Here is a 24,042-nt window from a genome sequence, read left to right on the forward strand (position 1 = left end):
CGGCGGCGGCCGTCAGGCGGGGTGCCCCCGCGCTCAGCCCGCCTGCGGGGTGCCGCGCAGCGTGGAGGCCCGCGCGTTCAGCCGGACGGGAATCTCGATCCGCCGGGTGGTGCGGCGCGGCCCGTCGTCGATGAGGTCCATCAGCGCGATCGCGGCCTGGCGCCCGACCTCGCGCGGGTACACGAACATCCCGGTGACCTGCGGCGACGTCAGCTGCAGGGAACCGCTGTCGACCGCGCTGCAGATGCCCAGGGCGGCGGGCACCGCCAAGCCGCGTCGCTGTGCCTCGTGCAGGACGCCGAGCGCGAGGTTCTCCGACGTCGTGAAGATCGCGTCCGGCGGGGTGCGCCGGTCGAGCAGCCCGCCCAGCGCCGTGGCCGCGCCCTCGGTGGTGGGCGGCTCGTCCAGCTCGACCACCTGGGGGGTGAGCCCGTGGCCGGTGCACCAGTCGCGGTAGCCGGCCACCAGGTCGGCGGTGTAGGAGCGGGACGTGTCGGTCGTGATCAGCGCCGGGCGCCGGTACCCGTTGCCCGCCAGGTGGTCCAGCATCAGCCGCGCCGCGGCCGTCAGGTCGTTGTCGACGACCACCGGTACCCGCCGCTTGCGGGCCAGCGGACGGCCGGTGGTCACCAGCGGCCGGTTCCGGCTCCAGCCGGTGGCGAAGAACGGTTCGTCGCCGCGCGGGTCGACCAGGATCGCGCCGTCCACGGCGAAGGCGTCGAGCGCTTCGAGGTCGGCGTCGGGCGGCGTGAGCAGCAGCGCGTAGGACCGCCCGGTGGCGGCTTCGGCCGCTCCGTTGAGCACCTCGAGGAAGTAGTCGGAATTCGGCACCAGCGCACTGCTCGTCGTGGCCTCCACCGAGTTCGCCAGCTGGATCGCCAGTGTCCGGCTCCGGCGCGTCACCAGCTGCTGGGCGTGGATGTTCGCCTGGTAACCCAGATCCGCCGCGGCTTTCGCCACGCGGCGGCGGGTGGCCTCGGAGATGCGTCCCTGACCGCTGAGCACATGGGACACCGTGGTGATCGAGACTCCCGCCGCCGCGGCCACGTCACGGATGGTCGGCGGCACGGCACTCCTCACGCGGGCTCGACGTCCTACCCGGTCAGGTTAGCGCACACCGGCCACCGTGACGGGGCACGGCTCAGCCCGGCCCGTACACCTCGGCCGGCTCCGGGAACACCCGCACGACCAGGGGATACAGCAGCGCCGCGAGACACCCGGCGACGAGGAACCCGAGATCGGCTCCGCCGAACAGGTGAGCACCCGGGCCGGTGAACCACTCGTTCGCCGAGAACAGCAAACCGACGGTGGTCGCCACGATCCAGACACCGAGCCCGCACAGGTTGAACCCGTGGCGGAACCAGTAGATGCCGCCCCGTTCACCGCGGTTGAACACCTGGAGCGCGTCCGGGTCGTAGTAGCCCCGGCGCCGCACGTGCCCGATGGTGACGATGACGATCCACGGGATCGAGAAACACGCGAGCAACTGCAGGAACACCGTCACGGCCGCGGACACCGCGTGGCTGAAGTGCCCGACGTAGACCAGTCCGGTGGCGAGCACGCAGGCGACCAGCGTCGCCTGGACCCGGTTCAGCCGGGGGATGATCGCCGAGGTGTCCAGCCCGGTGCCGTAGGTGTTGATGACCGCCTGGGCCGTGCCGGACGCCAGGCCCAGGTAGATCAGCGCGGGGACGAACCACAGCGGGGCGTTGTCGACCAGCCCGAACACGTAGGGCGTGGCGAACCCGCCGTTGTTGAACACCGCGGTGGCGGTGAACGTGCCCCACATGAACGGGCCGCCGAGCCCGAACAGCCCGCCGAGGAACATCGCGCGCATCACCGACCCGTCGGTGTGCAGCTTGCGCGAGATGTGCCGCGTCCAGTCACCCGCGTACGCGCCGTAGGAGGCCACCGTGGAGGCGCACAGCAGTGCCGAGGCCACCCAGGTCGGGAACAACGAGCCCAGGGCGTAGTGCCCGGTACCGCCGTAGGAGGCGTCGAAGTGCCGGGCGTACACCCCGATGCCGACCAGCAGGCACAGCCCGGCGGTGGGGATCATGAACTTCTGCGCGGCCACCATGTTCGCGTGGCCGAGCACGGACACCAGCGTGACGATCACGCTGAGCACCGCGTAGGCGACGAGCCGGGCGACCGTGGCGTCGGTCATCCCGAAGAACCGGCTCAGCGCACCGGCCAGCGCGTCACCGCCGGTCCAGATGCTCAGCGCGGCGAAGGCCAGCGACGCGGTCGCCTCCAGCAGTGAACCGATGAGCCGTCCGGCCACGCCGAAGAACGCCCCGCTGGAGACCGGGTTGTTGGTGCCGGTCCGCGGCCCGAACAGGCCGGTCGGCGTGAGCAGCGCCGCGCCCACGGCCGAACCGGCCACCACCGCCGAGGTGGCCTGCCAGAAACTCAGCCCGAAACTGATCGGGAACCAGCCGATGATGATGACGCTGAAGGTGAGACTGCCGCCGAACAGGATGGTGAACAGGTTCCGGGGGCGGGATTTCCGCGCCTCCTCCGGGATGTGCTCGATGCCGGTGCGCTCGATCCGGCCGACCCGGTCCTCGAACTCGGCCGGGCCGGTTACTTCCACTACGTCAGAGTTCATCGGGTACACCCCTGTCTCCGCCGGTCAACCAGTGAAAGGCACGGAGGTGGCGGCCGTCCACACCGGCCGCCGTCTCCGGGTGCCACTGCACGCCGAGCAGGTTCGCCGCCTCCACGGCCTCGATCACCCCGTCCGCCGACCACGCCGTCGGCTCGAGCAGCTCGCCCGGCTCCGCGATCGCCTGGTGGTGATGTGAATTGACCTCGTCCAGCCCGGCCAGGACCCGCTCGGCCCGGGTGCCGGGTTCGGCCTTGACCTCGTGCCGCAGTCCCGCGTAGGTGCGGTCCCGGTGCACGTCGAGGTGCCCGCCGAAACCGGCCGAGGGCAGGTCCTGCACGAGCCGGCCGCCGGTGGCGACCGCCATCAGCTGGGCGCCGCGGCACACGCCGAGCACCCGCAGGCCCTTCTCCAGGGCCAGCCGGAACGCCTGGATCTCGCATTCGTCCCGCTCGGGATCGACCTTGTCCAGCGTCGCCGACGGGCGTTCGCCGTAGCGGGCCGGATCGACGTCGCCGCCGCCGGCCAGCAGCAGCGCGCCGACGTGGTCGACCGCCGCGGACAAGCGGGCCCCGGTGAGTGAGACCGGGAGGAGCACGGGAACCCCGCCCGCGGCGAGCACACAGTCCACGTAGTTGCGCGGCACGGCCACCGTCCAGTCGCGGTGGGCGGCCACGATGCCGACGGTGATCACAGGTTCAGCAGGTAGGCGTCACGTTCGGCGTCGGTCACGTCCCGGTGGGCGCGTTCCCATTCGCCGGTCTTCATCTCCACGTAGTCGCGCACGAACGCCTCGTGGAAGACCTCCGCCGTGAGCGGATCGGTCCGGAACGCCTCGACCGCCTCCAGCAGCGTCCGCGGCAGCCGGGGGATGTCACCGGTGTAGGACAGGTCGTCGCGGGGTTCGCCCGGGTCCAGTCCGCGGCGGATCCCGTCGAGTCCCGCCGCGAGCATGAACGCCGCGGTCAGGTAGGTGTTGGCGGCGCTGTCCACGGCCCGGTTCTCCAGTGCCGGCCGGTTGGCGGGCAGCCGGATCATGCACGAGCGGTTGTTGTAGCCGTAGCTGATCTTCGTCGGGGCCCACGAGATCTCGCCGTCGGCGAGCCGGTCCACCAGGCGTCGGTAGGAGTTGGTGGTGGGGTTGGCGAGCGCGGTGAGCGCGGGCGCGTGGTGCAGCACCCCGGCCACGAACTGGTAGGCCTCCTTCGACCAGCCCTGGCGCCCGGTCTCGTCGCGGAACATGTTGACGCCGGTGCGGTCCTCCAGGCTCATGTTGAAGTGCGCGCCGGAGCCCCACAGGTCGGAGTAGGGCTTGGGCATGAAGGTCGCGTAGAGCCCGCACTCCCGCGCCGCCTGCCGCGCGGCCAGCCGGAACAGGGTGATCCGGTCGGCCGACTCCAGGACCGGGGCGTGCGCGAAGTCGAACTCGTACTGGCCGTCCCCGCCCTCGGCGTCGAAGCTGAACACGCCGAAGCCGAGCTCGGTGAGGTAGTCGCACATGCGGTCGAGGAACGGCAGCGAGTCCAGTGTGGACTGCACGTCGTAGGCGGGGGAGGGGCGGATCTGCTCGCTGAGCGAGATGGGCACCAGGCCGGCACTGCCGGTGGCCAGTGATTCCGGCTTGAACACGTAGAACTCCGGTTCGACGCCGAGCTGGCAGACGTAGCCCATCTCGGCCGCGGCCGCGATCTGCCGCTTGAGGATCGACCGCGGGCACAGCGCGTAGGGCTCGCGGCCGCCGAACGACATGTCCGCCACCATCCAGGCGACGCGGCGGTCCCACGGCAGTACCTGCAGGGTGGACAGGTCCGGCAGCCCGGCGATCTCGTCCTCCACCGGGTTCATCCGCCCGATGCCGCCCATGCCGCGCGGCGTGTAGCGCTCGGAACCGGCGAGCAGGTTGGGCAGGTGGTCGATGGGGACGGTCTTGGACTTGGGCCGGCCGAGCACGTCGACCCAGGCGGCGACGGCGTACTTGACGCCCTGGCCGGCCAGCTCGCGGGCCAGCCGCGCGTGGTCGGGATCGATCTGGTTGACGGTGTCCATCGGGGTCTCCTTCAGTTCAGCTGGGCGAGGGCGGCGCAGGCGTCGGCGAAGGGCTGCAGCGGGGCGCGGAAGGAGCCGGCGCCGATCTGCCCGCCGCCCTTCCCGGCGATGCCGACGTCCAGGGCGGGGGTGACACCGGTGGCGACGACCTTCCGGACGTCGATCCCGGCGGGGGTGCCGCGGTACTCCAGGAACGGGATCTTGAAGACCTCGTGCTCACCGGCGGTGATCCGGTACATCTCCAGGTTGCGGCGCACCATCACCTCGGGTTTGCCCTGGTAGTTCTGCAGCGTGAACGCGGCCGCCTGGGCGAAGGCGCCGAGGCCGCAGACCTCGGTGATGAGGCTCTCGCCGCCCATGATCTCCATGTCGCCGAGGTCGTGCCCGGGGAAGAAGCGGGCGTGCTCGACCTCCGGCAACGGCCCGCGGAACCAGCGGGGGCCCAGCCCCGCCACGCGGATGCCGAACTCGGCGCAGGAGAACGCCATCGCGGTCACGACGGAGGAGCCCTCGGCGCCGTACATCCGGTCGGCCATCGCCTTGGCCGCCGCCATCGACGGTCGCAGGAAGAAGTAGTCGCCCGAGGTCAGGTAGCCCACGACCTCCCGGGCCAGGTCCGCGCCCAGGTCGAACAACGCGGGCAGGATCTCCTGCAGGAACAGCGCGGAGGCCGCGGTGTTGCGGCTGTGCAGCTCGTCGCCCTGCCGGAGGGCGCGGGCCATGATGGGCCGCAGCGGGATGCCGCCGTCCAGCGAGCGGACGGCCGCGCCCAGCGCCGGGCCGATGACGCCCGCCAGGTATTCCAGGTTCTGCTGGACCGAGGCGTCGTACACGCCGTAGTTCAGCCGGGCGGGCGCGGCACCCTCGAACAGGGTGCAGTAGCCGCGGTTGCCCGATCCGGCGTCCTCGACGACGAGGACCGGCATCGAGGCGGTCGTGACGCCGGCCAGCGAACCGACGGCCCCGAAGTCGTGGCACCCGGCGACGCGGACGGCCTCCCGGCTCAGCAACCGCTCGGCCTCGGCGGTGCTGCTCGCGAGGCCCTCGTGGAGCACGCCGCCGAGGATGGCGGTGCGCTGACCGCCGGTGTAGGCGTCCCAGTGCAGTGGTGGCCCGGAGGTGAGCACGGTGTCCTTGGTCATGCCCGGGATCACCTCGATGGCGGGCCGGACGTCGACCAGGACGGGGTCGGCGTCGTAGAGCAGGCGCAGGGCGCGGGCGTTGGCCCGGTCCACCCGCTCGGACTGGTGTGCGGACATCGTTGTCCTTTCTCCTGGTAAAACGTTTTTGCAGCCGCGGAAAAGGCCGCCTTCCGGCGGCCCGGCTCAGTAGGTCTCGTCCGGCGGCGCGGGACTCCAGACCCGGTTGGACCGCTCGGTGTCCAGCCGGTAGTCGGTGACGTGGATGTCGAACAGCCGCCGGCCGAGGTCCGCGGCGGCCTCCAGCGGGCGCGCCGGGTCACGTTCGACCTCGCCGCGGCTGTTGCCGACGCCCACGACGACCCCGACGAGATCCTGGCGCAGGTACCGGGTCAGTTCCTGGAACTGCGCCTCCAGTCCCAGCGTCGCGCCGCGGTAGCTCTCCTCGCAGGAGATCAGCACGGCGGCCCGCTTGTGCATCAACCCGGCGTTGGCCACCTCGGCGTGCGGGGAGCTGGCCGAGGTGTAGCAGAACAACCGGTCGAAAAAGTCCTTGAGCCTGCCGGTCATCCCGTACCAGTGCAGGGGAGTGGCGTAGATGATCGCGTCGGCGGGCAGGACGTGGTCGAGCAGGAGGCGTTCGTAGTCATCGTCCACACTGCACGAACCGTTGCTGAGCCGGCACTGCCGGCAGTCGCCGAGCGGGCGCTGCACGTAGTCGGTGAGGTGGACGAAGTCGAGTTCGTGCCCCGCCTCGCGCACCCCCTTTCCTGCTGCCTGTGCGAGTGCCCAGGAATTGCCGTCCCGGCGCGGACTCGAACTCAGTGCGACCACCTTCACGGTGCTTCTCCTCGTTGTGGAAAACCGTTTTTGCAGCCGCCAGTGTGTGGCCCCCCTCGCGCGGATGTCAAGGGGCGGACAGGGTCCGTCGCGCTACCGCGCCGTGCCGAGTTCGGCCAGCATCCCGCCGATCCACGCCACGAACCGCCTGCCGGGCTCGGTCAGATGGCCGGGGTGCTGCTGGACCGCCTCGCGGAGCCAGCCCGCCCTGGTGCGGCACTGCGCTGCGCGTGCGGCGGCGTTCTCCCAGTCCGGGACCTCGGCCGCGGCCCTGCCCAGGAACACGGCGAGCGCGAGGTAGCCGTGCATCGCGGCGAGGACGCGGTCGACCGGCCAGTCGCCGCCGCGCGGGTCGTCCTCGTGCCACACCGGGGTGATCCGGGGGGAGCGCTCCGGCGGGAACCCGGACCGGAACAGCGGATGGACGTAGTCGAGATCGAGGAACTTCAGGTGGCAGGCTTCCTGGCACAGGGCTTCGGCCACGGCCTGCTCGCCGGAGAGCACGTCCGGCGACAGGACGAGCACGCCCGGCAGGCCGGGCACCGTGAACGAGGTGAACCGGTGGTCCGCCTCGAACGAGCCGAGCACGACCATGAAGTTGTGCGACAACGCACTCGTCGCGAGCGCCGGCGCGACCCGGACCGCGAGACGCGCGCTGCGGGCCAGCGTGCCGGCCTGCTCCGGGGTGGCGGCGTGGATCCGGAACCGGGGAACCCGCTTGTGCACCTCCTCGGTGAACCGGCGCGCGGGCAGCGCGCCCGCGCCCTCCCCGGTCCAGACGTACCCGAAGCCGCGCCCCAGGGGGGATGCCGCGCTCGTCGGCGTCGAGCAGCGTCCGGTTCCCCGCCACGGCGGCCGAGGCCGCGGCGGTCAGCAGCTCGTCCAGCGTCGCCGGGTCGACGGTGTCCAGGCCCATCATGATCCGGCACGCACCGTCCTCGATGGTGCGCCGCACCAAGGAGTCGCGGAAGACCGTGCCGCGGGACTCCCAGTTCATCGTGTCGAGCCGGTCCAGCAGGGTCTTCGCGGCGACGGACTCCCGAGCCAGCAGGGTCAGCAGGTCGAGGTAGACCGCCGCGACCCCGTCGGCGAGGTACCGGTACCGCCCGAACGGCACGCCGTCGGCCAGCGTCGCCTCGACCCGGCCCGCCCCGTCCAGTGCCTCGGCAGACATCGTGGCGGCCCCCTCACGAGTGCGTGGCGAAGCGCGGGCGGACGAATTCCGCCGGCTCTTCGGCGTGGTCGGTCATCCCTGTCCTCGCGATCGGCGCGATGTGGTCGGCTGTGCCGGAGCGACTTCTCAGCGTACGGCGGCCGATGCTCGAACGGAACCGCTCGCCCGCGTGGCGGGGGATGCCGGGCGGAACGGCGCGCTGACCCTTCGCGAGGTGCTGGGGTGAGCCCGTCCCGGGTGCGGCCGGGAGGCCGGATGCGATGTTTCAACCCCCGGCCGAGGGGTAGGCGGGTGCAGCTGGATCATGCGGAAGGAGCCGGGGTGGGACGAGACGCCGTGGCCGATCCGTGGGGCCCCCGGACGCCGTACGGGCCGGGGGAGCGGTGGCCGGTGCGGGTGGACGTGCAGCTGGCGGACGGCCTGACCGAGGACGACGTCGACCGGTGGGTGCCCACCGCCGCGGTCCTGCACTCCAACGGCGACGGCCTGGAGCTGGCCGTGCGGGACGGCCGGATCGCAGGCGTCCGCGGGCGCGCAGGCGACCGCGTCAACCACGGGCGCGTGGACGTCAAGGACCTGTTCGGCTGGCAGGCGAACAACGCATCCGACCGCCTCGGCACCCCGCTCGTCCGCCGGGACGGGCGGCTGGCCGAGGCGAGCTGGGACGAGGCGATGTCGCTGATCGTCGAGCGGACCCGGGCGGTGCTGGACGAGCAGGGGCCGAGCGGCGTCGGCTTCTACACCAGCGGCCAGCTGTTCTGCGAGGAGTACTACACGCTGGCCGCGATCGCGCACGGCGCCATCGGCACCAACCACCTGGACGGCAACACCCGCCTGTGCACGGCGACCGCCGCGGCCGCGCTCAAGGAGTCCTTCGGCTGCGACGGGCAGCCCGGCTCCTACACCGATGTCGATCACGCCGACGTCATCGCGTTGTTCGGGCACAACGTGGCGGAAACCCAGAGCGTGCTGTGGATGCGCATCCTGGACCGGCTGGCCGGGCCGAACCCGCCGTCCCTGCTGTGCGTCGACCCGCGGGAAACCCCGGTGGCGCGGGCGTCGGCGATCCACCTCGCGCCGCTGCCCGGCACGAACGTCGCGCTGATGAACGCGCTGCTGCACGAGATCATTGCCCACGACTGGGTCGACCACGACTGGGTCCGGCGGCACACCGTCGGCTACGACGAGCTCGCCGCCGCAGTGCAGGACTACCCGCCGGAACGGGCCGCCGACATCTGCGGCGTCCCCGCCGAGCGCATCCGGCTGGCCGCCGGGCTCCTCGGCCGCGCGGAACGGCTGCTGTGCACCGTCCTGCAGGGTTTCTACCAGTCCCACCAGGCCACCGCGGCGGCCGTGCAGGTCAACAACATCAACCTGCTGCGCGGCATGCTCGGTCGGCGGGGCTGCGGGGTGCTGCAGATGAACGGGCAGCCCACGGCCGAGAACACCCGCGAATGCGGCGCGGACGGTGACCTGACCGGGTTCCGCAACTGGACCAACGACGCGCACGTGGCCGAGCTGGCCGGGCTGTGGAACCTCGACTCGCTGCAGATCCCGCACTACACCCCGCCGACGCACGCGATGCAGATCTTCCGGTACGCGGAGAACGGGAGCCTGCGCCTGCTGTGGATCTCGGCCACCAACCCGGCGGTGTCCCTGCCCGAGCTGCGCCGGATCCGCTCGATCCTGTCCCAGGACCGGCTGTTCGTGGTGGTGCAGGACGCCTTCCGCACCGAGACCGCGGAACTGGCCGACGTGGTGCTGCCCGCCGCGATGTGGGGCGAGAAGACCGGGGTGTTCACCAACGCCGACCGCACGGTGCACCTGTCGGACAAGGCCGTGGACCCGCCCGGCCAGGCGCGCGCCGACCTCGACATCTGGCTCGACTTCGCGCGCCGCATGGACTTCCGCGACGCCGACGGGGAGCCGTTCCCGTCCTGGCACGACCCGGAATCGGCGTTCGAGGCGTGGAAACGCGCGAGCGCCGGCCGGCCGTGCGACTACACCGGACTGACCTACGCGAAACTGCGTGACCGCGGTATCCAGTGGCCGTGCACGGCCGAGCACCCGGAGGGCACCGAGCGGCTCTACGCCGACGGGAAGTTCTTCGCCCACCCCGACTACTGCGAGACCTACGGCCGCGACCTGATCACCGGGGCGCCGGCCGAAGCCGCCGAGTACCGGGCCGCGAACCCGGACGGCAAGGCGATGCTCAAGGTGGCCGAATACCTGCCGCCGCACGAGGAACCGTCGCCGGAGTTCCCGTTCGCGCTGATCACCGGGCGCACCATCTACCAGTTCCACACCCGCACCAAGACCGCTCGCACGCCCGAGCTGCGCGACGCGGCGCCGGAGGTGTGGGTGCAGGTGTCCGAATCGGACGCCCGCGCACACGAACTGTCCGAAGGGGACTTCGCCGACATCCGCACCCCGCGCGGCACCGTCCGGGCCAGGGTGCGGACCGGCGGTATCCGGGAGGGCGTGTTGTTCCTGCCGTTCCACTACGGCTACTGGGACACCGGCGACCCCACCGGGGATGACGGTCACCGTGCCGCCAACGAGCTCACCGTCACCGACTGGGACCCGGTGTCCAAACAACCGCTGTTCAAAACCGCGGCGGCGGCGCTCGCCCGGTCTTCCGGAGGTGCGGGATGAAGGTCGGTCTCGCGCTCCGTGAGCTGCACCGCGCGGAGACGGCGCTGGCGCGCGACCTGCTCAAGACCGCCGACCGGCACCGTGACGAGCCGGAGATCCACCACGTCGCCGGTGATCTGGCCCGCTGGTCCCGCGACCACGTGCGGGCGCTCGCCGAGGCGGGCCGGTCCTACGACCTCAACCTGGGCACCGGGGTGCCGCGGTCGTCGGGCCCGCTGGCGCCGGTGCGCGCCGCCGTGAGCGAGCTGCTGGCCAGCCGGCCCGAGCCCGGGCTGCTCCTGCTGGCCGACCTGCGCCGCCTGCACCGCGCGTGCGCGGGCGTGTCACTGGACTGGGAGCTGCTCGGCCAGAGCGCCCAGGCCGTCAAGGACGGCGACCTGCTGGAGCTGACGGCCCGCTGCCACCCGCAGACGCTGCGGCAGCTCAAGTGGACCAACGCGATGCTCAAGCAGCTGTCCCCGCAGATTCTGGCGAGCTGACGGCGGGCAGGGTCAGCGGTTGCGCGACGCCGACGACCGGGTGCCCTCGTGCGTGCGGCCCGCCCGCCACACCACCATGATCTCCGACAGCAGCTCCAGCGGTTTCGCCGGCACCGTCTTGGGCAGCGAACCGGCGAACCGGAGCGGGTTCTTGCGCAGCCGGCGCAGCATCCGCTTCGGTTTGCTCGCCACCCGGCGGCGCAGATCCGCCAGGTAGTCCGCGCGCACGTCCCGTTCCAGCGTCTTGCCGCACGCCGTGCAGGTGACCTGGACCAGCAGCCGGCCGGCGTAGACCACGTCGTGCGGGGTGTCGGTGCCGCAACGGGCACAGGTCAGTTCGGTGTGCTGGACGGTGCTCATGCCTGCTCGCCTCATCTCCGGTAGTTCGCCGAGGCCAGTACCTGTTCCGCGATCACCAGGTCGTGCGCGTAGGTGACCTTGATGTTCTCCGGCTCGCCCGCGACCCACTCGATCGGCAGCGGGGAGTAACGCTCCATCACCGAGGAGGTGTCGGTGCCGTCGAACCCGTGCCGCGCCGCTTCCTCGTACGCGTCGAGCAGCGGGCGGGCGTGGAACGCCTGCGGGGTCTGCGCCCGGATCGCGGTGCCCCCCGGCAGTTTCGCCAGCCCGCCGGGGACGGCCGCCATGATGTCGTCCGCCGCCAGGCCGGGCACCGCGCCGCCGTGGCGCCGGGCCGCCTGCAGTACCCCGGCGATCAGCTCGCGGCTGGCCAGCGGGCGGGCCCCGTCGTGCAGCAGCACGGTGTCCACGGCCCCGCTGCCGATGCGGTCCGCCAGGTGCCGCAGTGCCTTCAGCTCGGACTCCTGCCGGGTCCGGCCGCCGTGCACCACCTCGACGGGCGCGCCGTCGAACTCGCGTTCCAGCACCCACTCGACCAGGTCGTGGTCCTGCGGGCGGGTGACCAGGACCAGCGTCCCGATGCCCGGCACGCGCGCGAACGCCTCCAGTGACCACGACACCAGCCGCCGCCCGGCCAGGGGCAGGTAGACCTTGTTCACGTCGGCCCCGACCCGCGTGCCGGACCCGCTCGCGAGCACGACCGCCGCCGCGTGGGGACGCTTCGCCATACCGGTGATCATAACGACAGGAACTCCTGGACCGAGTCCAGCAACCGGGCGGCGTCCGCGCCGTCGGCGACCCGGTGGTCCACGGTGAGCCCGGCCGTGCAGCGCAGGGCCACGCCGATGCCGCCGGGCACCGGCACCACCCGCTCCTGCACCCGCCCCACCGCCAGTGCGGTGGCCTGCGGCGGGCTGAGCAGCGCGTGGAACGCGTCGACGCCGAGCCCGCCCAGGTTGGACAGGGTGGTGGTGCCGCCGGAGAGCTCGGCGAGGGTGAGCTTCCCGGCCCGCGCCCGGCCGGCCACGTCGCGCACCCGCGCGGCCAGCGCGTCCGGGTCGTCGAGGTCCGGATCGGACAGGACCGGGGCCAGCAGGCCGCGGCCGGTGTCCACGGCGAGCGCGACGCCGACGTGCTCGTGCCGCCGCACCTCGCCGCCGGCCCATTCGGCGTTGAGCCCGGGGTGCCGCCGCAGGGCCTGGGCGAGAGCCCGCACGAACACCGTCGTCCAGTTCCGGCCGGCCCCGGTCAGCTCGAGGTCGCGGTACACCACGAACTGCGGCACCTGCGCGCTGGCGGTCATGCGCCGGGCGATCGCGGCGCGCGGGCTGCGGCGCGGCCTGGTCGCCGGCGACGGCAGGTCCGACAGGCGGATGGTGGCCGCCGGGCCGGTCGGGGTGATCGTGGCCAGGTCGATCCCGCGTTCGGCGGCCGCCCGGCGGGCCGCCGGGACCGCCGCGACCCACGCCGGCCGCTCGGCGGGCCCGGGTTCCGGCTCGCGTGCGGGTTCGGCTGCGGGTACCGGGGCGGGTTCGGGTTGTGGGGTGGGCGCGTCGAAGAGCCCCGCCAGGAGGTCGTCGGCCGCGGTGGCGAGGTAGGCGATCGGTTCGCCGACCGCGACCACGTCCTCCGGGTGCGCGACGATCCGGGTGAGGGTCCCGTCGGCGGTCGCCTCGACCTCCATGTCGACCTTGTCGGTGGTCACCTCGCACACCACCTCACCGGCGCGCACCTCGTCGCCCTCGGCCTTGTGCCAGGTGACCAGCGTGCCCTCGGTCATGGTCATCGACATCTTCGGCATGACCAGCGGCGCTTCCTTCATCACCACCTCCGCACCAGATCGGTCGCCGCACGCACGATGTCCGCCACCTGCGGCACCGCGGCGCGTTCCAGCTGCGGAGCGTAGGGGATCGGCACGTCCAGCCCGCACAGCCGGCTGATCGGCGCACGCAGGTGCCCGAACGCGGGGGACTCGCCGATGGTCGCCGCGATCTCCGCCATGAACCCGGCCGTCTTCGGGGCTTCCTGGACCAGCAACGCGCGCCCGGTGCGCGTCACATCGTCCACAATGGACTTACCGTCGAGTGGCTTGAGCGAACGGGGGTCGACCACCGACGCCTCGATGCCGTCCGCGGCCAGCTCGTCCGCCGCCTCCAGGGACCGCGGCACCATCACCCCGGTCGCCACGATCGTCAGGTCGGTCCCGCGGCGCCGCACCGCGGCCTCACCGAGCCGGGCCGGCGTGGCCGCTTCCGGTACCGGGCCGCTCTGCTTGTAGAGCAGCTTGTGCTCCAGCACGATCACCGGGTTCGGATCCGCGATGGCCGCCAGCAGCAACGCCTTCGCATCCGCCGGGGTGGCCGGCATGACCACCTTCAGACCGGGTACGTGCGCGAACCACGCCTCCAGGCTCTGCGAGTGCTGCGCGGCGGCACCGGTGCCGGACCCGGCCGGTGCGCGCAGCACCATCGGCACGGTCGCCGCGCCGCCCAGCATGAAGTGGATCTTCGCGGCCTGGTTGACGATCTGGTCCATCGCCTGCGCGGTGAAGTCGGAGAACTGGATCTCCACCACCGGGCGCATGCCGGCGAGCGCGGCGCCGACCGCCGCACCCACGATGCCCAGCTCGCTGATCGGGGTGTCCCGGATCCGCTCGTCGCCGAAGCGGTGCACCAGGTCGCCGGTGACGCCGAACGCGCCGCCGTAGGTGCCCACGTCCTCGCCGAGCAGGAACACCCGCTCGTCGGCCGTCATCGCCTGGGCGAGCGCCTCGCGCACCGCCTCGGCGTAGGTGAGGGTGCGGGTCTGCTCCACCACTGCCGTCATCGTGCGTACACCGCCTCGGTCAGCGAGTCCGCCGAGGCGTCCGGCGCGGCGTGCGCGGCGCGGACCGCCGCCCGCACCGCGTCGCGTGCCTCGTCCCGGCAGGACTGGATCTCCTGGTCTTCCAGCGTGGCCGCGACCCGCTGCTCGAACCGCGCGATCGGGTCGCGCTCCCGCCACTGCTCGATCTCCTCGCGGGTGCGGTAGAGGTTCTTGTCGCTCTTGGAATGGCCCTTCCAGCGATAGGTGGTCGCCTCGATCAGGGTCGGGCCCTCGCCCGCCCGGGCCCGGGCCACCGCGTCGGTGACCGCGTCGTGCACCGCCTGCGGGTCGTTGCCGTCCACGGTCACGCCCGGGATGCCGTAGGCCGCCGCGCGTTCGGACAGCTGCTTGACGCGGAACGCGCGGCTGACCGACATGGACATGCCGTAGTGGTTGTTCTCGCACACGAACACCACCGGCAGGTCCCAGATCGCGGCGAGGTTGACCCCCTCGTGCCAGGCGCCCTCGTTGACCGCACCGTCGCCGAAGAAGCTGACCACGACCTCGGACCCGCCGCGCATCTTCACCGCCAGCCCGGCTCCGGCCGCGATCGGCACGCCGCCGGCGACGATGCCGTTCGCGCCCAGGTTTCCGGTGGCCACGTCCGCGATGTGCATCGAGCCGCCGCGGCCCCGGCAGTACCCGGTCTCCTTGGCCAGCAACTCGGCCATCATGTCCGCCAGGCGCGCGCCCTTGGCGATGCAGTGCCCGTGCCCGCGGTGGGTGGAGGTGATGTAGTCGCCGTCGGACAGTGCCAGGCACGCGCCGACCGGCACGGCCTCCTGCCCGATCGACAGGTGCATGGTGCCGTGCATGAGGCCGCGGGCGAACAGGTCGTCCACCGCTTCCTCGAAGCGCCGGATCGTCCACATGGTGACCAGCGCCTGGCGCGCCGCCGCGGCGTTGCCGATGAGATCCATCGTGTCGTGTCCCCTCAGGCCGGGATCAGGTCCCGCACGGGCGCGCCCTGCAGGAGGCGTTCCTGCAGGCGCCGCAGGGACGCGATCGTGGTGGTCTCGTCGACGGCGACGTCCGCCGAGGTCAGTACGGTGCCGGCCGGCACGTCGCGGAGCACGCGGGCGCCGGCGACCAGGCCGAGCGGCACGTGGCCGCCCTCACGGGCGGCGTCGGCGGAGTCGGTGATGCCGTAGACGGTGTCGCCACCGATGCCGTCGATCCGGTCCCCGGCGGCGAGGTTCCGCTTCGCCACCGCCAGCACCTCGGCGTTCCACGCCACCGGGGCGAGGCTCGGCGTGCGGTCGAGCACCGCCTGCGCGACCGACAGCGGCGCCTCCACGCTCGCCAGGTGGTAGGGCCGGTAGAACGTGTAGTACGGGCCGGGGCCCATGCCGAGGTAGGCCATTTCCTCCATGACCACCGGATCGTCGCTGTGGCCGATCACGAACACACCCGGCGCGACCGGTCCGGTGCAGTAGTCCACCACGCCGGTCCCGGTGAGCCGCCCGCCGTCGGCGACGGGCCGGAAGACCGTGTTCAGATCGTCCACAGTGGAGTACGGGCCGGTCATGCCGCGGCGGACGACCGCCAGGTCGGCGCCGTTGGCGAGCGCGGCCATCTCGATCATCGTCTTCGAGCCGTCCACGAAACTGGCGAGCATGTGCGGATTCATGCCCTTCGCCGCGGCCTCGGCGGCGACCGAACCCGGTGTCGCCGACGGGTCGAGCGGGTTGTTCTTGCCCTTGCCCGCGCACACCACGGTGAACCCGATGTCGCGCACGTAGTCCACGAGCGCCTTGCACTCGGCCGGTTCGTCGCCACGGCACACGGTGTAGACGCGGCCCAGCCCGGCGGCCATCCGCGCCAGCAGCAGGCCGACCGTGACGTCGCACTCGACGTTGAGCAGCGCGATGTCCTTGCCGGCCAGCAGTCCCGCGAACGCGACCTGCGCACCGACCTCCGGCACGCCGCTGGCGTCGACGATCACGTCGACCGGCAGGCGGGTCAGGGCCAGCGCGTCGTCCACCACGACCGGGCGCCCCTGAGCCACCGCGCCCGCCAGGTCGCCCTCGGTCGTCGCGCCGCGGCGGCCGGCGCGGTCGAACGCCCGCACACCGCGTTCCGGGGCGATGTCGGCGATCGCGGCGACCTCCATCCCGTCGATCCGCGCGGCCTGCACCACGAAACCCAGTCCCATCTGGCCGGCGCCGACCAGCCCGACGCGGACCGGCCGGCCCAGTTCGCGTTCCCGGGCCCGCAGCCGATCGACGTAACTCATCGCGACACCTTCCCCGTCTGCACATTTGTGCAATTCATTTGCACCACAGTGATTTCTTGGTACCACGGCCGCGTGGATCAGCACAAGACTTCGCATCATCTGCACATTTGTGCAGGCAGCGCAGGAAAAAAGGGCCGGTCTCCCCTCCGGGGGAAACCGGCCCTTTTCCACGAACGCTCAGGCGGCCGAGCGCTGTCCCGCCGTCAGCCGGGACACCATCGTCAGCGCGTCCGCCACCGCCCTGCCCACCGCTTTCGACGGCGCCCGGCCGGCGAGGGTGCCCAGCGGACCCGTCAGCTCCGGGCGTTCCCGGAACCGCGCGAACACCGAGGCGCCCTCCATGGCCAGTGCCCGGGTCACGGTGTCCCGCCGCCGGTCGACGACCAGCAGGACCACCGCGCCCCGGAGCTTGCCCTTGGCGCGGCCGGACACGAGCAGCACGCCGCCGCGGTTCTCCTCGGCCGCGACCTGGTTGACCACCCGGGCGTACCGCGCGTGCTGCCGGTAGCTGAAGAACCCGGCCACCGCGAACCCGGCCACCAGGATCGCGGCGGCCTGCCAGGTCACGTCCGGCCCCCGCCGCTCAGCGACAGCTTCGCCCCGGCCGCCGGCAGGGACACCGTGCCCTTCCCGTGCACCGCGCCCGGCAGCAGGGTCGTGCTCTCGTCCGGGTTGAGGTAGACCACGAGGTGGCCGAGCGTGTGCAGGTTCTCGTGCGCACGCTCGCCGACCGCGGTCAGTTCGACCTCGGCGTCACCGAGCCGGAAGATGTCCCCGACACGCACCTCCCGCTCCGGCTTCGTGGCGGGGGAGTGCACCACGCTGACGCTTTCCAGCGCGTCCGGGATCGGATCGGCGTAGAGGATCACCACCCCGCCGTCCACCATGTCCTGCGCCTCCTCACCGGCTCGCAGGATCGTGCTCTCGTAGTACACCGTCATCGTCGACACCTCACAGTCCGAAGCTCGCGCCCCAGGCGATGATGACCGCCAGCGGCGCCGTGATCAACCGGCTGATCAGCACCGCGGGGGTGCCGACCGCGACGGTCTCCGGTTTCGCCTCGCCCAGCGCCAGGCCCACCGGGATGAAGTCGCAGCCCACCTGCCCGTTGATCGCGAACAGCGTCGGCAGCGCGTACTGCACCGGCAGCGCCCCGATCGCGATCTGGCTGCCCATCAGCGTGCCGACCACCTGCGCGATCGCCGCGCCCGGCCCGAGGATCGGGGACAGGAACGGCAGCGACACCACCAGCGAGATCACCACCAGCCCGAGCGGGTTGCTCGCGATCGGGGACAGCACATTGGCGATTCCGCGAGCGATCCCGGTGTAGTTCACGATGCCCAGCAGCAGGCTGACGTAGGCCATGAACGGCAGGATCGTCGTGAGCGTCAGCTCGACCGTCTGACGGCCCGAGGCGAGCATGGTGTTCACGAACGCGCCGACCGCCGACCCGAACTTGACGAACACCCCGGAGACCGAGTCGAACGCCCGCCCGAAGCCGGTCGAGGAGCCCCCGGTCACGGTGGCCGCCACGGCCCGCGCCGAGGGGCGCTCCGCCCGGGGCGGCACCGTCGGCGGCACCTGCCCCGCCGCGGGAGCGCCCGCTTCGGCGCTGTCGTCGATGCCGGCCGCGGTCACCTCCTTGACCCCGACCGCCGAGACGAACAGCTCCGCGGTGATGAACTTCGCCAGCGGCCCGCCCGGCGCACCGGGGTAGACGTCCACCGTCGGGATCCCCTTGCGCGGGTAGACGCCGATCCGGGCGGTGCCGCCGCAGTTGATGACCGCGGCGACCACCTCGTCGTCGGGCACCGTGGTGTGGAAGCCGTCGATCGCCTCCGCCCCGGTCAGCTCGGCGATCCGCGCCGCCACCGGGTGGATGCCGCCGCCGGTCACCGACAGCACCTTGTCGCGCTTGTCGTCGGACCGCAGCAGCAGTCCCTTGCCCCAGCCGCCCTCGCCGGGGCGGACGAACACCGCGCGGGAGGTGTGCGTCTCCGTCATTTCGCCTCCGCCCTGGCCGCTTCGAACTGCCGGTCGAAGTCCGCGAAGACCTCGGTCCGCCCGGTTCGCCTGATCATGAACGCCGTGATCCGCTCGGTGACCACGCCGCGGATGAAGATCACCACGATGCCGACCAGGAAGTACCGCAGTGCCAGCGGCACCGTCGACTGGCCGAGCTGGGACACCCCGTTGGCCACGCCCAGCCAGACGAACAGCTCACCGGCGTTGGCGTACGGGAAGAACGTGGTCACCGGGTGCACGAACGACACCGCCGAGTCGTAGAACGCCGGCTTGTGCCGTTCCGGCAGGAACCGGCCGAACGAGTAGGCCATCGGGTTGGTCAGCATGAGCACGGCCAGGATCGGCATGATCGTGTAGCGGGTGATCCACCACCGCGCCGACCACTGGACCGCCCTGGTGACCCGCTGCTCGCCGATGAACGTGGTGATCGCGTACATCGCGGTCAGCAGCACGACCAGGGTGGGCAGGATGCCGGTCACCAGGCTGACGAATTGTTTGCCGGACGCGGTGAACAAGCCGATGAAGTGGCTGCCCAGCCATTCCAGGACACCGAGGGGACCGGAACTGGACCCGGTGTCCGCCTGCTGCGCCATTACAGCAAGCTCCTCCATATTTTCCTCCTTGTCGGCCCCCTGACCAAACGTGTATGCACATTTGTGCAGTTCTTCTTCACGTTTGACAGTGATGTGTGTAACATGCCGGTCCAGCGGGTCACAACCCCCAACGCGAAGGAGCGAGATGCCTGAGATCACGGTTCGGATCGCCTCGCCGGTCGGTCTGCACGCCCGGCCCGCGAGCCAGTTCGTCAAGGCGGCCGCCCGGCACGGCGGACCGGTCTCCATCGCCCGGCCCGGCGCCGATCCGGTCGACGCGCGCAGCATGCTGTCCGTGCTGGGCCTGGCGATCGGGCACGGCGAGGAGATCGTGATCAGCGCCGAGGGCGACAACGCCGACGCGACACTCGCCGAACTGTCCCGGCTGGTGTCCGCCCCGGACGCCTGATGCCACCGCCCCGGGAACAGCAGCTGCTGGTCAAGGCGGCGCGGCTGTACTACGAGGAAGGCCGGTCACAGCACCAGATCGCGGACACGCTCGGGGTCAGCCGCTCCAGCGTGTCGCGGATGCTGACCGCGGCCCGGGACCGCGGGATCGTGCAGATCCGGATCAACGATCCGGCCGGCCGGGACCTCGACCTGGAGGGCGAGCTCGCCAGCCGCTTCGGGCTGCGCGACTGCCGGGTCGCGGAGAACGCCGCGGGGGAGCGGCCGCTGCCCCGGGTCGGCGAGCTCGGCGCGCGGTGGCTGCTGGAGAACCTCCACTCCGGACAGCGGATCGGCGTGTCCTGGGGCCGCAGCGTGCAGGCGGTCGTGCAGCACGTGCCGGAGGAGACCGCGCTCGACGTCGAGGTGCTGCCGCTGGTGGGCGGGCTGTCGTCGGTCGAGTCGGCGATCACCGGGGAGGAACTGGTCCGCGACCTCGCCGCGCGGCTGGGTGGGGCGTTCCAGCGGCTGCACGCGCCCGCGTTGCTGACTTCCAAGGCGGGGCGGGACATCCTGCTCGCCGAACCGTCCATCCGGGACGCTCTGGAGCGGGCGCGCAAGGTGCACGTCGCGGTCATCGGCATCGGTAACGTCGGCGTCGGGTCGTCGGCGGCGCTGGTCGACGCCCTGGAACTGACGCCGGAGGAACGCCGCGAGTTCGACGGGCACCAGCCGGTGGGGGACTTCTGCGCCCGCTACTTCGACGGCGAGGGGCGGCCGGTGCCCGGCCCGGTCGACGAGCGGGTGCTCAGCGTCTCGCTCGCCGACCTGGCCCGCATTCCGACGGTCGCCGGGGTCGCGGCCGGGACGGAGAAGGTGCGCGGCACGGCGGGCGCGCTGCGCACCGGCGTCCTCGACGTGCTGATCTGCGACCAGTCGCTGGCCACCGCGCTGCTGCGCGGTTCCCATGGGAAGGTGTGAGGCATGGCGGAAACAAGGCTGTCCGGCGTCGCGGTGAGCCCGGGGCGCGCACGCGGACCCGTGGTACGGGTCGCCGAGCCGCTCGGTGAGCCCCCGCGGACCCCGGCCCCGGCCGATCCGGCCGCCGACGCGGCGCGGATCGGCCCGGCCGCGGCGGCCGTGGCGCAGCGGCTGGAAGACCTCGCCGCCGCCGCCCAGGGCGAAGCGGCGGACATCCTGTTCACCACGGCCGCGATGGCCAACGACCCGGGACTGGTCGGCGAAGCCGAACGACTGGTCACCGTCGAGGGGCTGCCCGCACCCCGCGCCGTCTACGACGCCGCCGGTGGGTTCGCGCGATCGCTGGCCGCCGCGGGCGGGTACCTGGCCGAGCGCGTGCGCGACATCCAGGACGTGCGGGACCGCATCGTCGCCGAACTGCTCGGCGTCTCCCCGCCGGGCGTGCCGGAGCTGGACTCCCCGAGCGTGCTGGTCGCCCGCGACCTCGCGCCGGCCGACACCGCCGGGCTCGAACCGGCGAAGGTGCTGGCGCTGGTCACCGAACAGGGCGGGCCGACCAGCCACACCGCCATCCTCGCGCGGGCGCTCGGCATTCCGGCGGTCGTCGCGGTGCGCGGGCTGCTGGAGCTCGACGCCGAGGCCCTCCTCGTCGACGGTGACACCGGCGTGGTCGAGCCCGCCGACCCGCGCGCGCCGGTGGTGACCGCCGACCGGCAGGCGGGGGCGGAGTGGAACGGGGTGGGCGAGACCGCGGACGGGCACCGCGTCAGGATCCTCGCCAACGTGGGCTCGGTGGCCGACGCGCGGGCCGCCGCGGACGCCGGCGCCGAGGGCGTGGGGTTGTTCCGCACCGAGTTCTGCTACCTGGACGCGCCGTCCGAGCCGTCCGCCGACGAGCAGCGCGCCGCCTACGCGGCGATCCTCGCGCCGTTCGCGGGGAAGCCGGTGGTGGTGCGGACCCTCGACGCGGGCGCCGACAAACCGCTGGCCTTCCTGGCCCCCGATCCCGAACCGAACCCCGCGCTGGGGGTGCGCGGCCTGCGGGTCGCGCGCGAGCGGCCGGAGGTGCTGGACCGCCAGCTCGCGGCGATCGCCGCGGCGGCCGCGGAGTCGGGGGCCGAGGTGTCGGTGATGGCGCCGATGGTGGCGACCGCCGAGGAGGCCGCCTGGTTCGCCGGTCGGGTCCGGGCCGCGGGCATCGCCCGGGCCGGCGTGATGATCGAGATCCCGGCGGCGGCGCTGGCCGCGCGCGAGATCCTCGAGGTGACCGACTTCGTCTCGGTGGGCACCAACGACCTCGCGCAGTACACCTTCGCGGCGGACCGCCAGCTCGGTGCCGTGGCGGCCCTGAACGATCCGTGGCAGCCCGCGCTGCTCCGGTTGATCGCGCTGGTCGGGGAGGCGGCGCGGGCGACGGGCAAACCGGCCGGGGTGTGCGGTGAGGCGGCGGCGGACCCGCGGCTGGCCCGCGTGCTGACCGGTCTCGGCATCACCAGCCTGTCCATGAACGCCGCGGCGATCAGGTCCGTCGGGGCGAGCCTGGCCGAGGTGGGTTTCGCCGACTGCGAGGCGGCCGCCCGCGGCGCGCTCACCGGGAAGCGCTGACCGGTTACCTCGCCGGTGCGGGCGGCGCCGCGGCCGGCCGGCGGTTCCGGCGCAGCGCGATCGTCAGCAGCCGTGCGGCCGGGCCGGCCGGGGTCGTGCCGGACCGCCACACCGCGCGCAGTGCCCGGCCGAGGTCGACGCCGACGGTCGGGATCTCCACCAGCGTCCCGGCGGTGAGGTCCGGCGCCACGATCAGCTCGCTGATCAGCGCCGGCCCCGCCCCGGCCGCCACCGCGCTGCGCACGGCGGTCGCCGAACCCAGTTCGAGCAGCGGTTCCACCGGTTCGGCGCCCGCCTCGCGCAATGCCTGTTCGGCGGTTTCCCGGGTGCCCGAACCGGATTCGCGGCTGATCAGCGCGGTCGCCGCGAGCTCGGCGGGGTCGACCGGACGTCGGCGCCGCCGCCACGGGTGGTCCGGTGCCACGACCAGCACCAGCCGGTCCCGGGCCACCACGCGGGACCGCACCCCGGTCAGCCCGCCCGGTGATTCCACGAACCCCAGGTCGATGCCGCCGTGACGGGCCAGTTCGTGCACCCGGCTGGAGTTGAGCACCTGCATGCCCACGTGCAGGTCGGGGACGGCGCGCCGCAGCTCGCCGATCCACGTCGGCAACAGGTATTCCGCCACCGTGAGGCTCGCCGCCAGCGACAGCTGGGCGCCGCGCTCGCGGCGCAGTGCTTCCGCGCCGTCCATCAGCACGCCCAGTTCGTCGAGGACCCGCTGCGCCCACCCGCTGACCAGGAGCCCGGACTGGGTGAGCGCCGAACCGCGCCGCGACCGGTCCAGCAGCTGGATGCCGAGCAGCCGTTCCAGCGTGCTGATCCGCTTGCTCGCCGACGGCTGGCTGATCCCGGCGGTCTGCGCGGCCGCGGTGAGGCTGCCGTGGTGCCCCACCAGAACGAGCAGCCGCAGGGATTCGACATCGGGCAGACGGGTCATGCAGTAAGGGTATGACGTGCGAGTCGCTTGACGGGTACCGGGGAGCGCGCCACGCGGTGACGATCTGGTTGTGACGAAAGCACATCCCGTTCGGGAGAACGCCCCGCGATCGAGGATGCCCGCCCGGCGGCTGGTGCCGGGCCTGCTGGTGGCCGCCGCCGGCACGGCCGTCGCGTTCGGACTGAACAGACTCGTGCCCGCGGTCAGCGCGCTGACCGTCGCGGTCGTGCTCGGGGTGCTCGTCGCGAGTGCCGTCCCCCCGGCCGCGCAGGACGGCTTGCGCTGGGCCACCCGGAAGTTCCTGCGGCTGGGCGTGGTGCTGCTGGGGTGCCAGCTCGGGCTCGGCGAGGTCTTCCGGCTCGGCGCGGGCACCGTGGTCGCGGTGGTGGTCACCGTGCTGGTCAGCTTCTCCGGCACGATCCTCGCCGGCCGGCTGATCGGGGTGCCGCGCGGGCTGGCGCTGCTGGTGGGCACCGGGTTCTCGATCTGCGGCGCCTCCGCGATCGCGGCGATGGACAGCGTGACCGAGTCCGACCGCGAGGAGGTCGCGACCGCGGTGACACTCGTGACGCTCTACGGCAGCGCCGCCATCGCGCTGGTGCCGCTGGCCGGGCGCGCGCTCGGCCTGGGCCCGCAGCGGTTCGGCGAGTGGGCGGGGCTCAGCGTGCACGAGGTCGCGCAGGTGGTGGCCGCCGCGTCCCCGGCGGGGGCGGCCGCGGTCGCGATCGCGGTCGTGGTGAAGCTCACCCGGGTGGTGCTGCTCGCGCCGATGGTGGCCGGGGTGAGCATCGTGCGGCGCCGCCGCGCGCTGCACACCCCGGCCACCACGACCGGCAAGCGCCCGCCCCTGGTGCCGCTGTTCGTGCTCGGTTTCCTCGCCACGATGGCCCTGCGCAGCTCGGGCCTGGTGCCCGCGCCGCTGCTCTCCGCCGCGAACGTGGTGACCACCCTGTTGTTCGCCGCCGCGCTGTTCGGCCTGGGCAGCGGCGTGCGGATCGGTGCGCTGCTGCGCACGGGCCGCCGCGGCCTCGCGCTGGGCGCGGTGTCCACCGTCCTGGTCGCGCTCGTGGCCTACGGGGCGCTCGCGGTCGCCTGAGGTGCGTGCGGGC

Annotated in this window: 25 protein-coding genes; 7 read left to right on the forward strand and 18 right to left on the reverse strand. The window is 72.7% G+C overall.

Annotated elements, in window-relative coordinates:
• Positions 1-33: 33 nt before the first annotated feature.
• The 7 genes from FHX45_RS25925 to FHX45_RS25955 form a co-directional block, all read right to left on the reverse strand.
• The gene (locus tag FHX45_RS25925) at positions 34-1,068 is read right to left on the reverse strand and encodes a substrate-binding domain-containing protein (protein ID WP_167107227.1); all 1,035 of its coding nucleotides are present in this window, start codon (positions 1,066-1,068) and stop codon (positions 34-36) included.
• A 73-nt stretch (positions 1,069-1,141) separates the two neighbouring features.
• On the reverse strand, positions 1,142-2,611 hold the full coding sequence (locus FHX45_RS25930; protein WP_167107230.1) for a purine-cytosine permease family protein: 1,470 nt from the start codon (positions 2,609-2,611) through the stop codon (positions 1,142-1,144).
• The gene (locus FHX45_RS25935; protein WP_167107233.1) at positions 2,601-3,302 is read right to left on the reverse strand and encodes a gamma-glutamyl-gamma-aminobutyrate hydrolase family protein; all 702 of its coding nucleotides are present in this window, start codon (positions 3,300-3,302) and stop codon (positions 2,601-2,603) included. Before FHX45_RS25935 ends, FHX45_RS25930 begins: the two co-directional genes overlap by 11 nt.
• On the reverse strand, positions 3,299-4,654 hold the full coding sequence (locus FHX45_RS25940; RefSeq protein ID WP_167107236.1) for a glutamine synthetase family protein: 1,356 nt from the start codon (positions 4,652-4,654) through the stop codon (positions 3,299-3,301). Before FHX45_RS25940 ends, FHX45_RS25935 begins: the two co-directional genes overlap by 4 nt.
• An 11-nt stretch (positions 4,655-4,665) precedes the next feature.
• Positions 4,666-5,913 (reverse strand): YlbE family protein, encoded by a 1,248-nt coding sequence (locus FHX45_RS25945; protein WP_167107239.1) that lies wholly within the window; start codon positions 5,911-5,913, stop codon positions 4,666-4,668.
• Between the two features lie 66 nt (positions 5,914-5,979).
• Positions 5,980-6,633, reverse strand: a complete 654-nt coding sequence (locus FHX45_RS25950) for an NAD(P)H-dependent oxidoreductase (protein ID WP_167107242.1) — start codon at positions 6,631-6,633, stop codon at positions 5,980-5,982.
• A 93-nt stretch (positions 6,634-6,726) separates the two neighbouring features.
• Positions 6,727-7,359, reverse strand: a complete 633-nt coding sequence (locus FHX45_RS25955; RefSeq protein WP_167107245.1) for an aKG-HExxH-type peptide beta-hydroxylase — start codon at positions 7,357-7,359, stop codon at positions 6,727-6,729.
• Positions 7,360-7,439: 80 nt separating this feature from the next.
• On the opposite strand from FHX45_RS25955, the gene FHX45_RS25960 reads away from it, so the two are divergent.
• From FHX45_RS25960 to FHX45_RS25970, 3 genes are all read left to right on the forward strand, one after another.
• Positions 7,440-7,703: a hypothetical protein gene (locus FHX45_RS25960; protein WP_167107248.1), complete on the forward strand. Its 264-nt coding sequence runs from the start codon at positions 7,440-7,442 to the stop codon at positions 7,701-7,703.
• Between the two features lie 425 nt (positions 7,704-8,128).
• Entirely contained in the window at positions 8,129-10,462 is a 2,334-nt protein-coding gene (locus FHX45_RS25965) for a molybdopterin-dependent oxidoreductase (protein WP_167107251.1), read from the forward strand.
• The gene (locus tag FHX45_RS25970) at positions 10,459-10,941 is read left to right on the forward strand and encodes a hypothetical protein (RefSeq protein ID WP_167107255.1); all 483 of its coding nucleotides are present in this window, start codon (positions 10,459-10,461) and stop codon (positions 10,939-10,941) included. Before FHX45_RS25965 ends, FHX45_RS25970 begins: the two co-directional genes overlap by 4 nt.
• Positions 10,942-10,953: 12 nt before the next feature.
• Here FHX45_RS25970 and FHX45_RS25975 read toward each other — a convergent pair whose 3' ends face one another.
• The 10 genes from FHX45_RS25975 to srlA form a co-directional block, all read right to left on the reverse strand.
• Positions 10,954-11,301, reverse strand: a complete 348-nt coding sequence (locus FHX45_RS25975; RefSeq protein ID WP_167107258.1) for a hypothetical protein — start codon at positions 11,299-11,301, stop codon at positions 10,954-10,956.
• 11 nt (positions 11,302-11,312) lie between these two features.
• Complete coding sequence (locus FHX45_RS25980; protein WP_208406130.1) at positions 11,313-12,041, reverse strand: IspD/TarI family cytidylyltransferase; 729 nt, start codon at positions 12,039-12,041, stop codon at positions 11,313-11,315.
• Complete coding sequence (locus FHX45_RS25985) at positions 12,038-13,123, reverse strand: dihydrolipoamide acetyltransferase family protein (protein WP_167107261.1); 1,086 nt, start codon at positions 13,121-13,123, stop codon at positions 12,038-12,040. Before FHX45_RS25985 ends, FHX45_RS25980 begins: the two co-directional genes overlap by 4 nt.
• Positions 13,123-14,127: an alpha-ketoacid dehydrogenase subunit beta gene (locus tag FHX45_RS25990; RefSeq protein WP_167107264.1), complete on the reverse strand. Its 1,005-nt coding sequence runs from the start codon at positions 14,125-14,127 to the stop codon at positions 13,123-13,125. Before FHX45_RS25990 ends, FHX45_RS25985 begins: the two co-directional genes overlap by 1 nt.
• Positions 14,124-15,086, reverse strand: coding sequence for a thiamine pyrophosphate-dependent dehydrogenase E1 component subunit alpha (locus FHX45_RS25995; RefSeq protein ID WP_167107267.1), 963 nt, complete (start codon positions 15,084-15,086; stop codon positions 14,124-14,126). Before FHX45_RS25995 ends, FHX45_RS25990 begins: the two co-directional genes overlap by 4 nt.
• Before the next feature lie 14 nt (positions 15,087-15,100).
• On the reverse strand, positions 15,101-16,402 hold the full coding sequence (locus FHX45_RS26000) for an NAD(P)H-dependent oxidoreductase (protein ID WP_167107270.1): 1,302 nt from the start codon (positions 16,400-16,402) through the stop codon (positions 15,101-15,103).
• 177 nt (positions 16,403-16,579) lie between these two features.
• The gene (locus FHX45_RS26005; RefSeq protein WP_167107273.1) at positions 16,580-16,969 is read right to left on the reverse strand and encodes a transcriptional regulator GutM; all 390 of its coding nucleotides are present in this window, start codon (positions 16,967-16,969) and stop codon (positions 16,580-16,582) included.
• Complete coding sequence (locus tag FHX45_RS26010) at positions 16,966-17,343, reverse strand: PTS glucitol/sorbitol transporter subunit IIA (protein WP_167107276.1); 378 nt, start codon at positions 17,341-17,343, stop codon at positions 16,966-16,968. Before FHX45_RS26010 ends, FHX45_RS26005 begins: the two co-directional genes overlap by 4 nt.
• 10 nt (positions 17,344-17,353) lie before the next feature.
• Positions 17,354-18,406, reverse strand: coding sequence for a PTS glucitol/sorbitol transporter subunit IIB (gene srlE / locus FHX45_RS26015; RefSeq protein ID WP_167107279.1), 1,053 nt, complete (start codon positions 18,404-18,406; stop codon positions 17,354-17,356).
• Complete coding sequence (srlA, locus tag FHX45_RS26020) at positions 18,403-19,038, reverse strand: PTS glucitol/sorbitol transporter subunit IIC (RefSeq protein ID WP_243869226.1); 636 nt, start codon at positions 19,036-19,038, stop codon at positions 18,403-18,405. The genes srlE and srlA overlap by 4 nt, the downstream gene beginning before the upstream one ends.
• 127 nt (positions 19,039-19,165) lie before the next feature.
• On the opposite strand from srlA, the gene FHX45_RS26025 reads away from it, so the two are divergent.
• Genes FHX45_RS26025 through ptsP form a run of 3 tightly spaced genes read left to right on the forward strand, consistent with a single transcriptional unit; the run spans position 19,166 to position 21,993 of the window.
• Positions 19,166-19,429 (forward strand): HPr family phosphocarrier protein, encoded by a 264-nt coding sequence (locus FHX45_RS26025; protein WP_167107282.1) that lies wholly within the window; start codon positions 19,166-19,168, stop codon positions 19,427-19,429.
• Complete coding sequence (locus FHX45_RS26030; RefSeq protein ID WP_167107284.1) at positions 19,429-20,388, forward strand: sugar-binding transcriptional regulator; 960 nt, start codon at positions 19,429-19,431, stop codon at positions 20,386-20,388. Before FHX45_RS26025 ends, FHX45_RS26030 begins: the two co-directional genes overlap by 1 nt.
• Positions 20,389-20,391: 3 nt before the next feature.
• Entirely contained in the window at positions 20,392-21,993 is a 1,602-nt protein-coding gene (gene ptsP / locus FHX45_RS26035) for a phosphoenolpyruvate--protein phosphotransferase (protein WP_167107286.1), read from the forward strand.
• Between the two features lie 4 nt (positions 21,994-21,997).
• On the opposite strand, the gene FHX45_RS26040 is transcribed toward ptsP, so the two are convergent.
• Positions 21,998-22,933 carry a LysR family transcriptional regulator gene (locus tag FHX45_RS26040; protein WP_167107288.1) on the reverse strand — a complete coding sequence of 312 codons (936 nt, stop codon included), beginning with the start codon at positions 22,931-22,933 and terminating at the stop codon, positions 21,998-22,000.
• A 115-nt stretch (positions 22,934-23,048) separates the two neighbouring features.
• On the opposite strand from FHX45_RS26040, the gene FHX45_RS26045 reads away from it, so the two are divergent.
• Entirely contained in the window at positions 23,049-24,029 is a 981-nt protein-coding gene (locus FHX45_RS26045; protein ID WP_167107290.1) for a YeiH family protein, read from the forward strand.
• Positions 24,030-24,042 lie beyond the last annotated feature (13 nt).

The organism is Amycolatopsis granulosa, assembly GCF_011758745.1.
In the GTDB taxonomy this organism is placed as follows: Bacteria; Actinomycetota; Actinomycetes; order Mycobacteriales; family Pseudonocardiaceae; genus Amycolatopsis_E; species Amycolatopsis_E granulosa.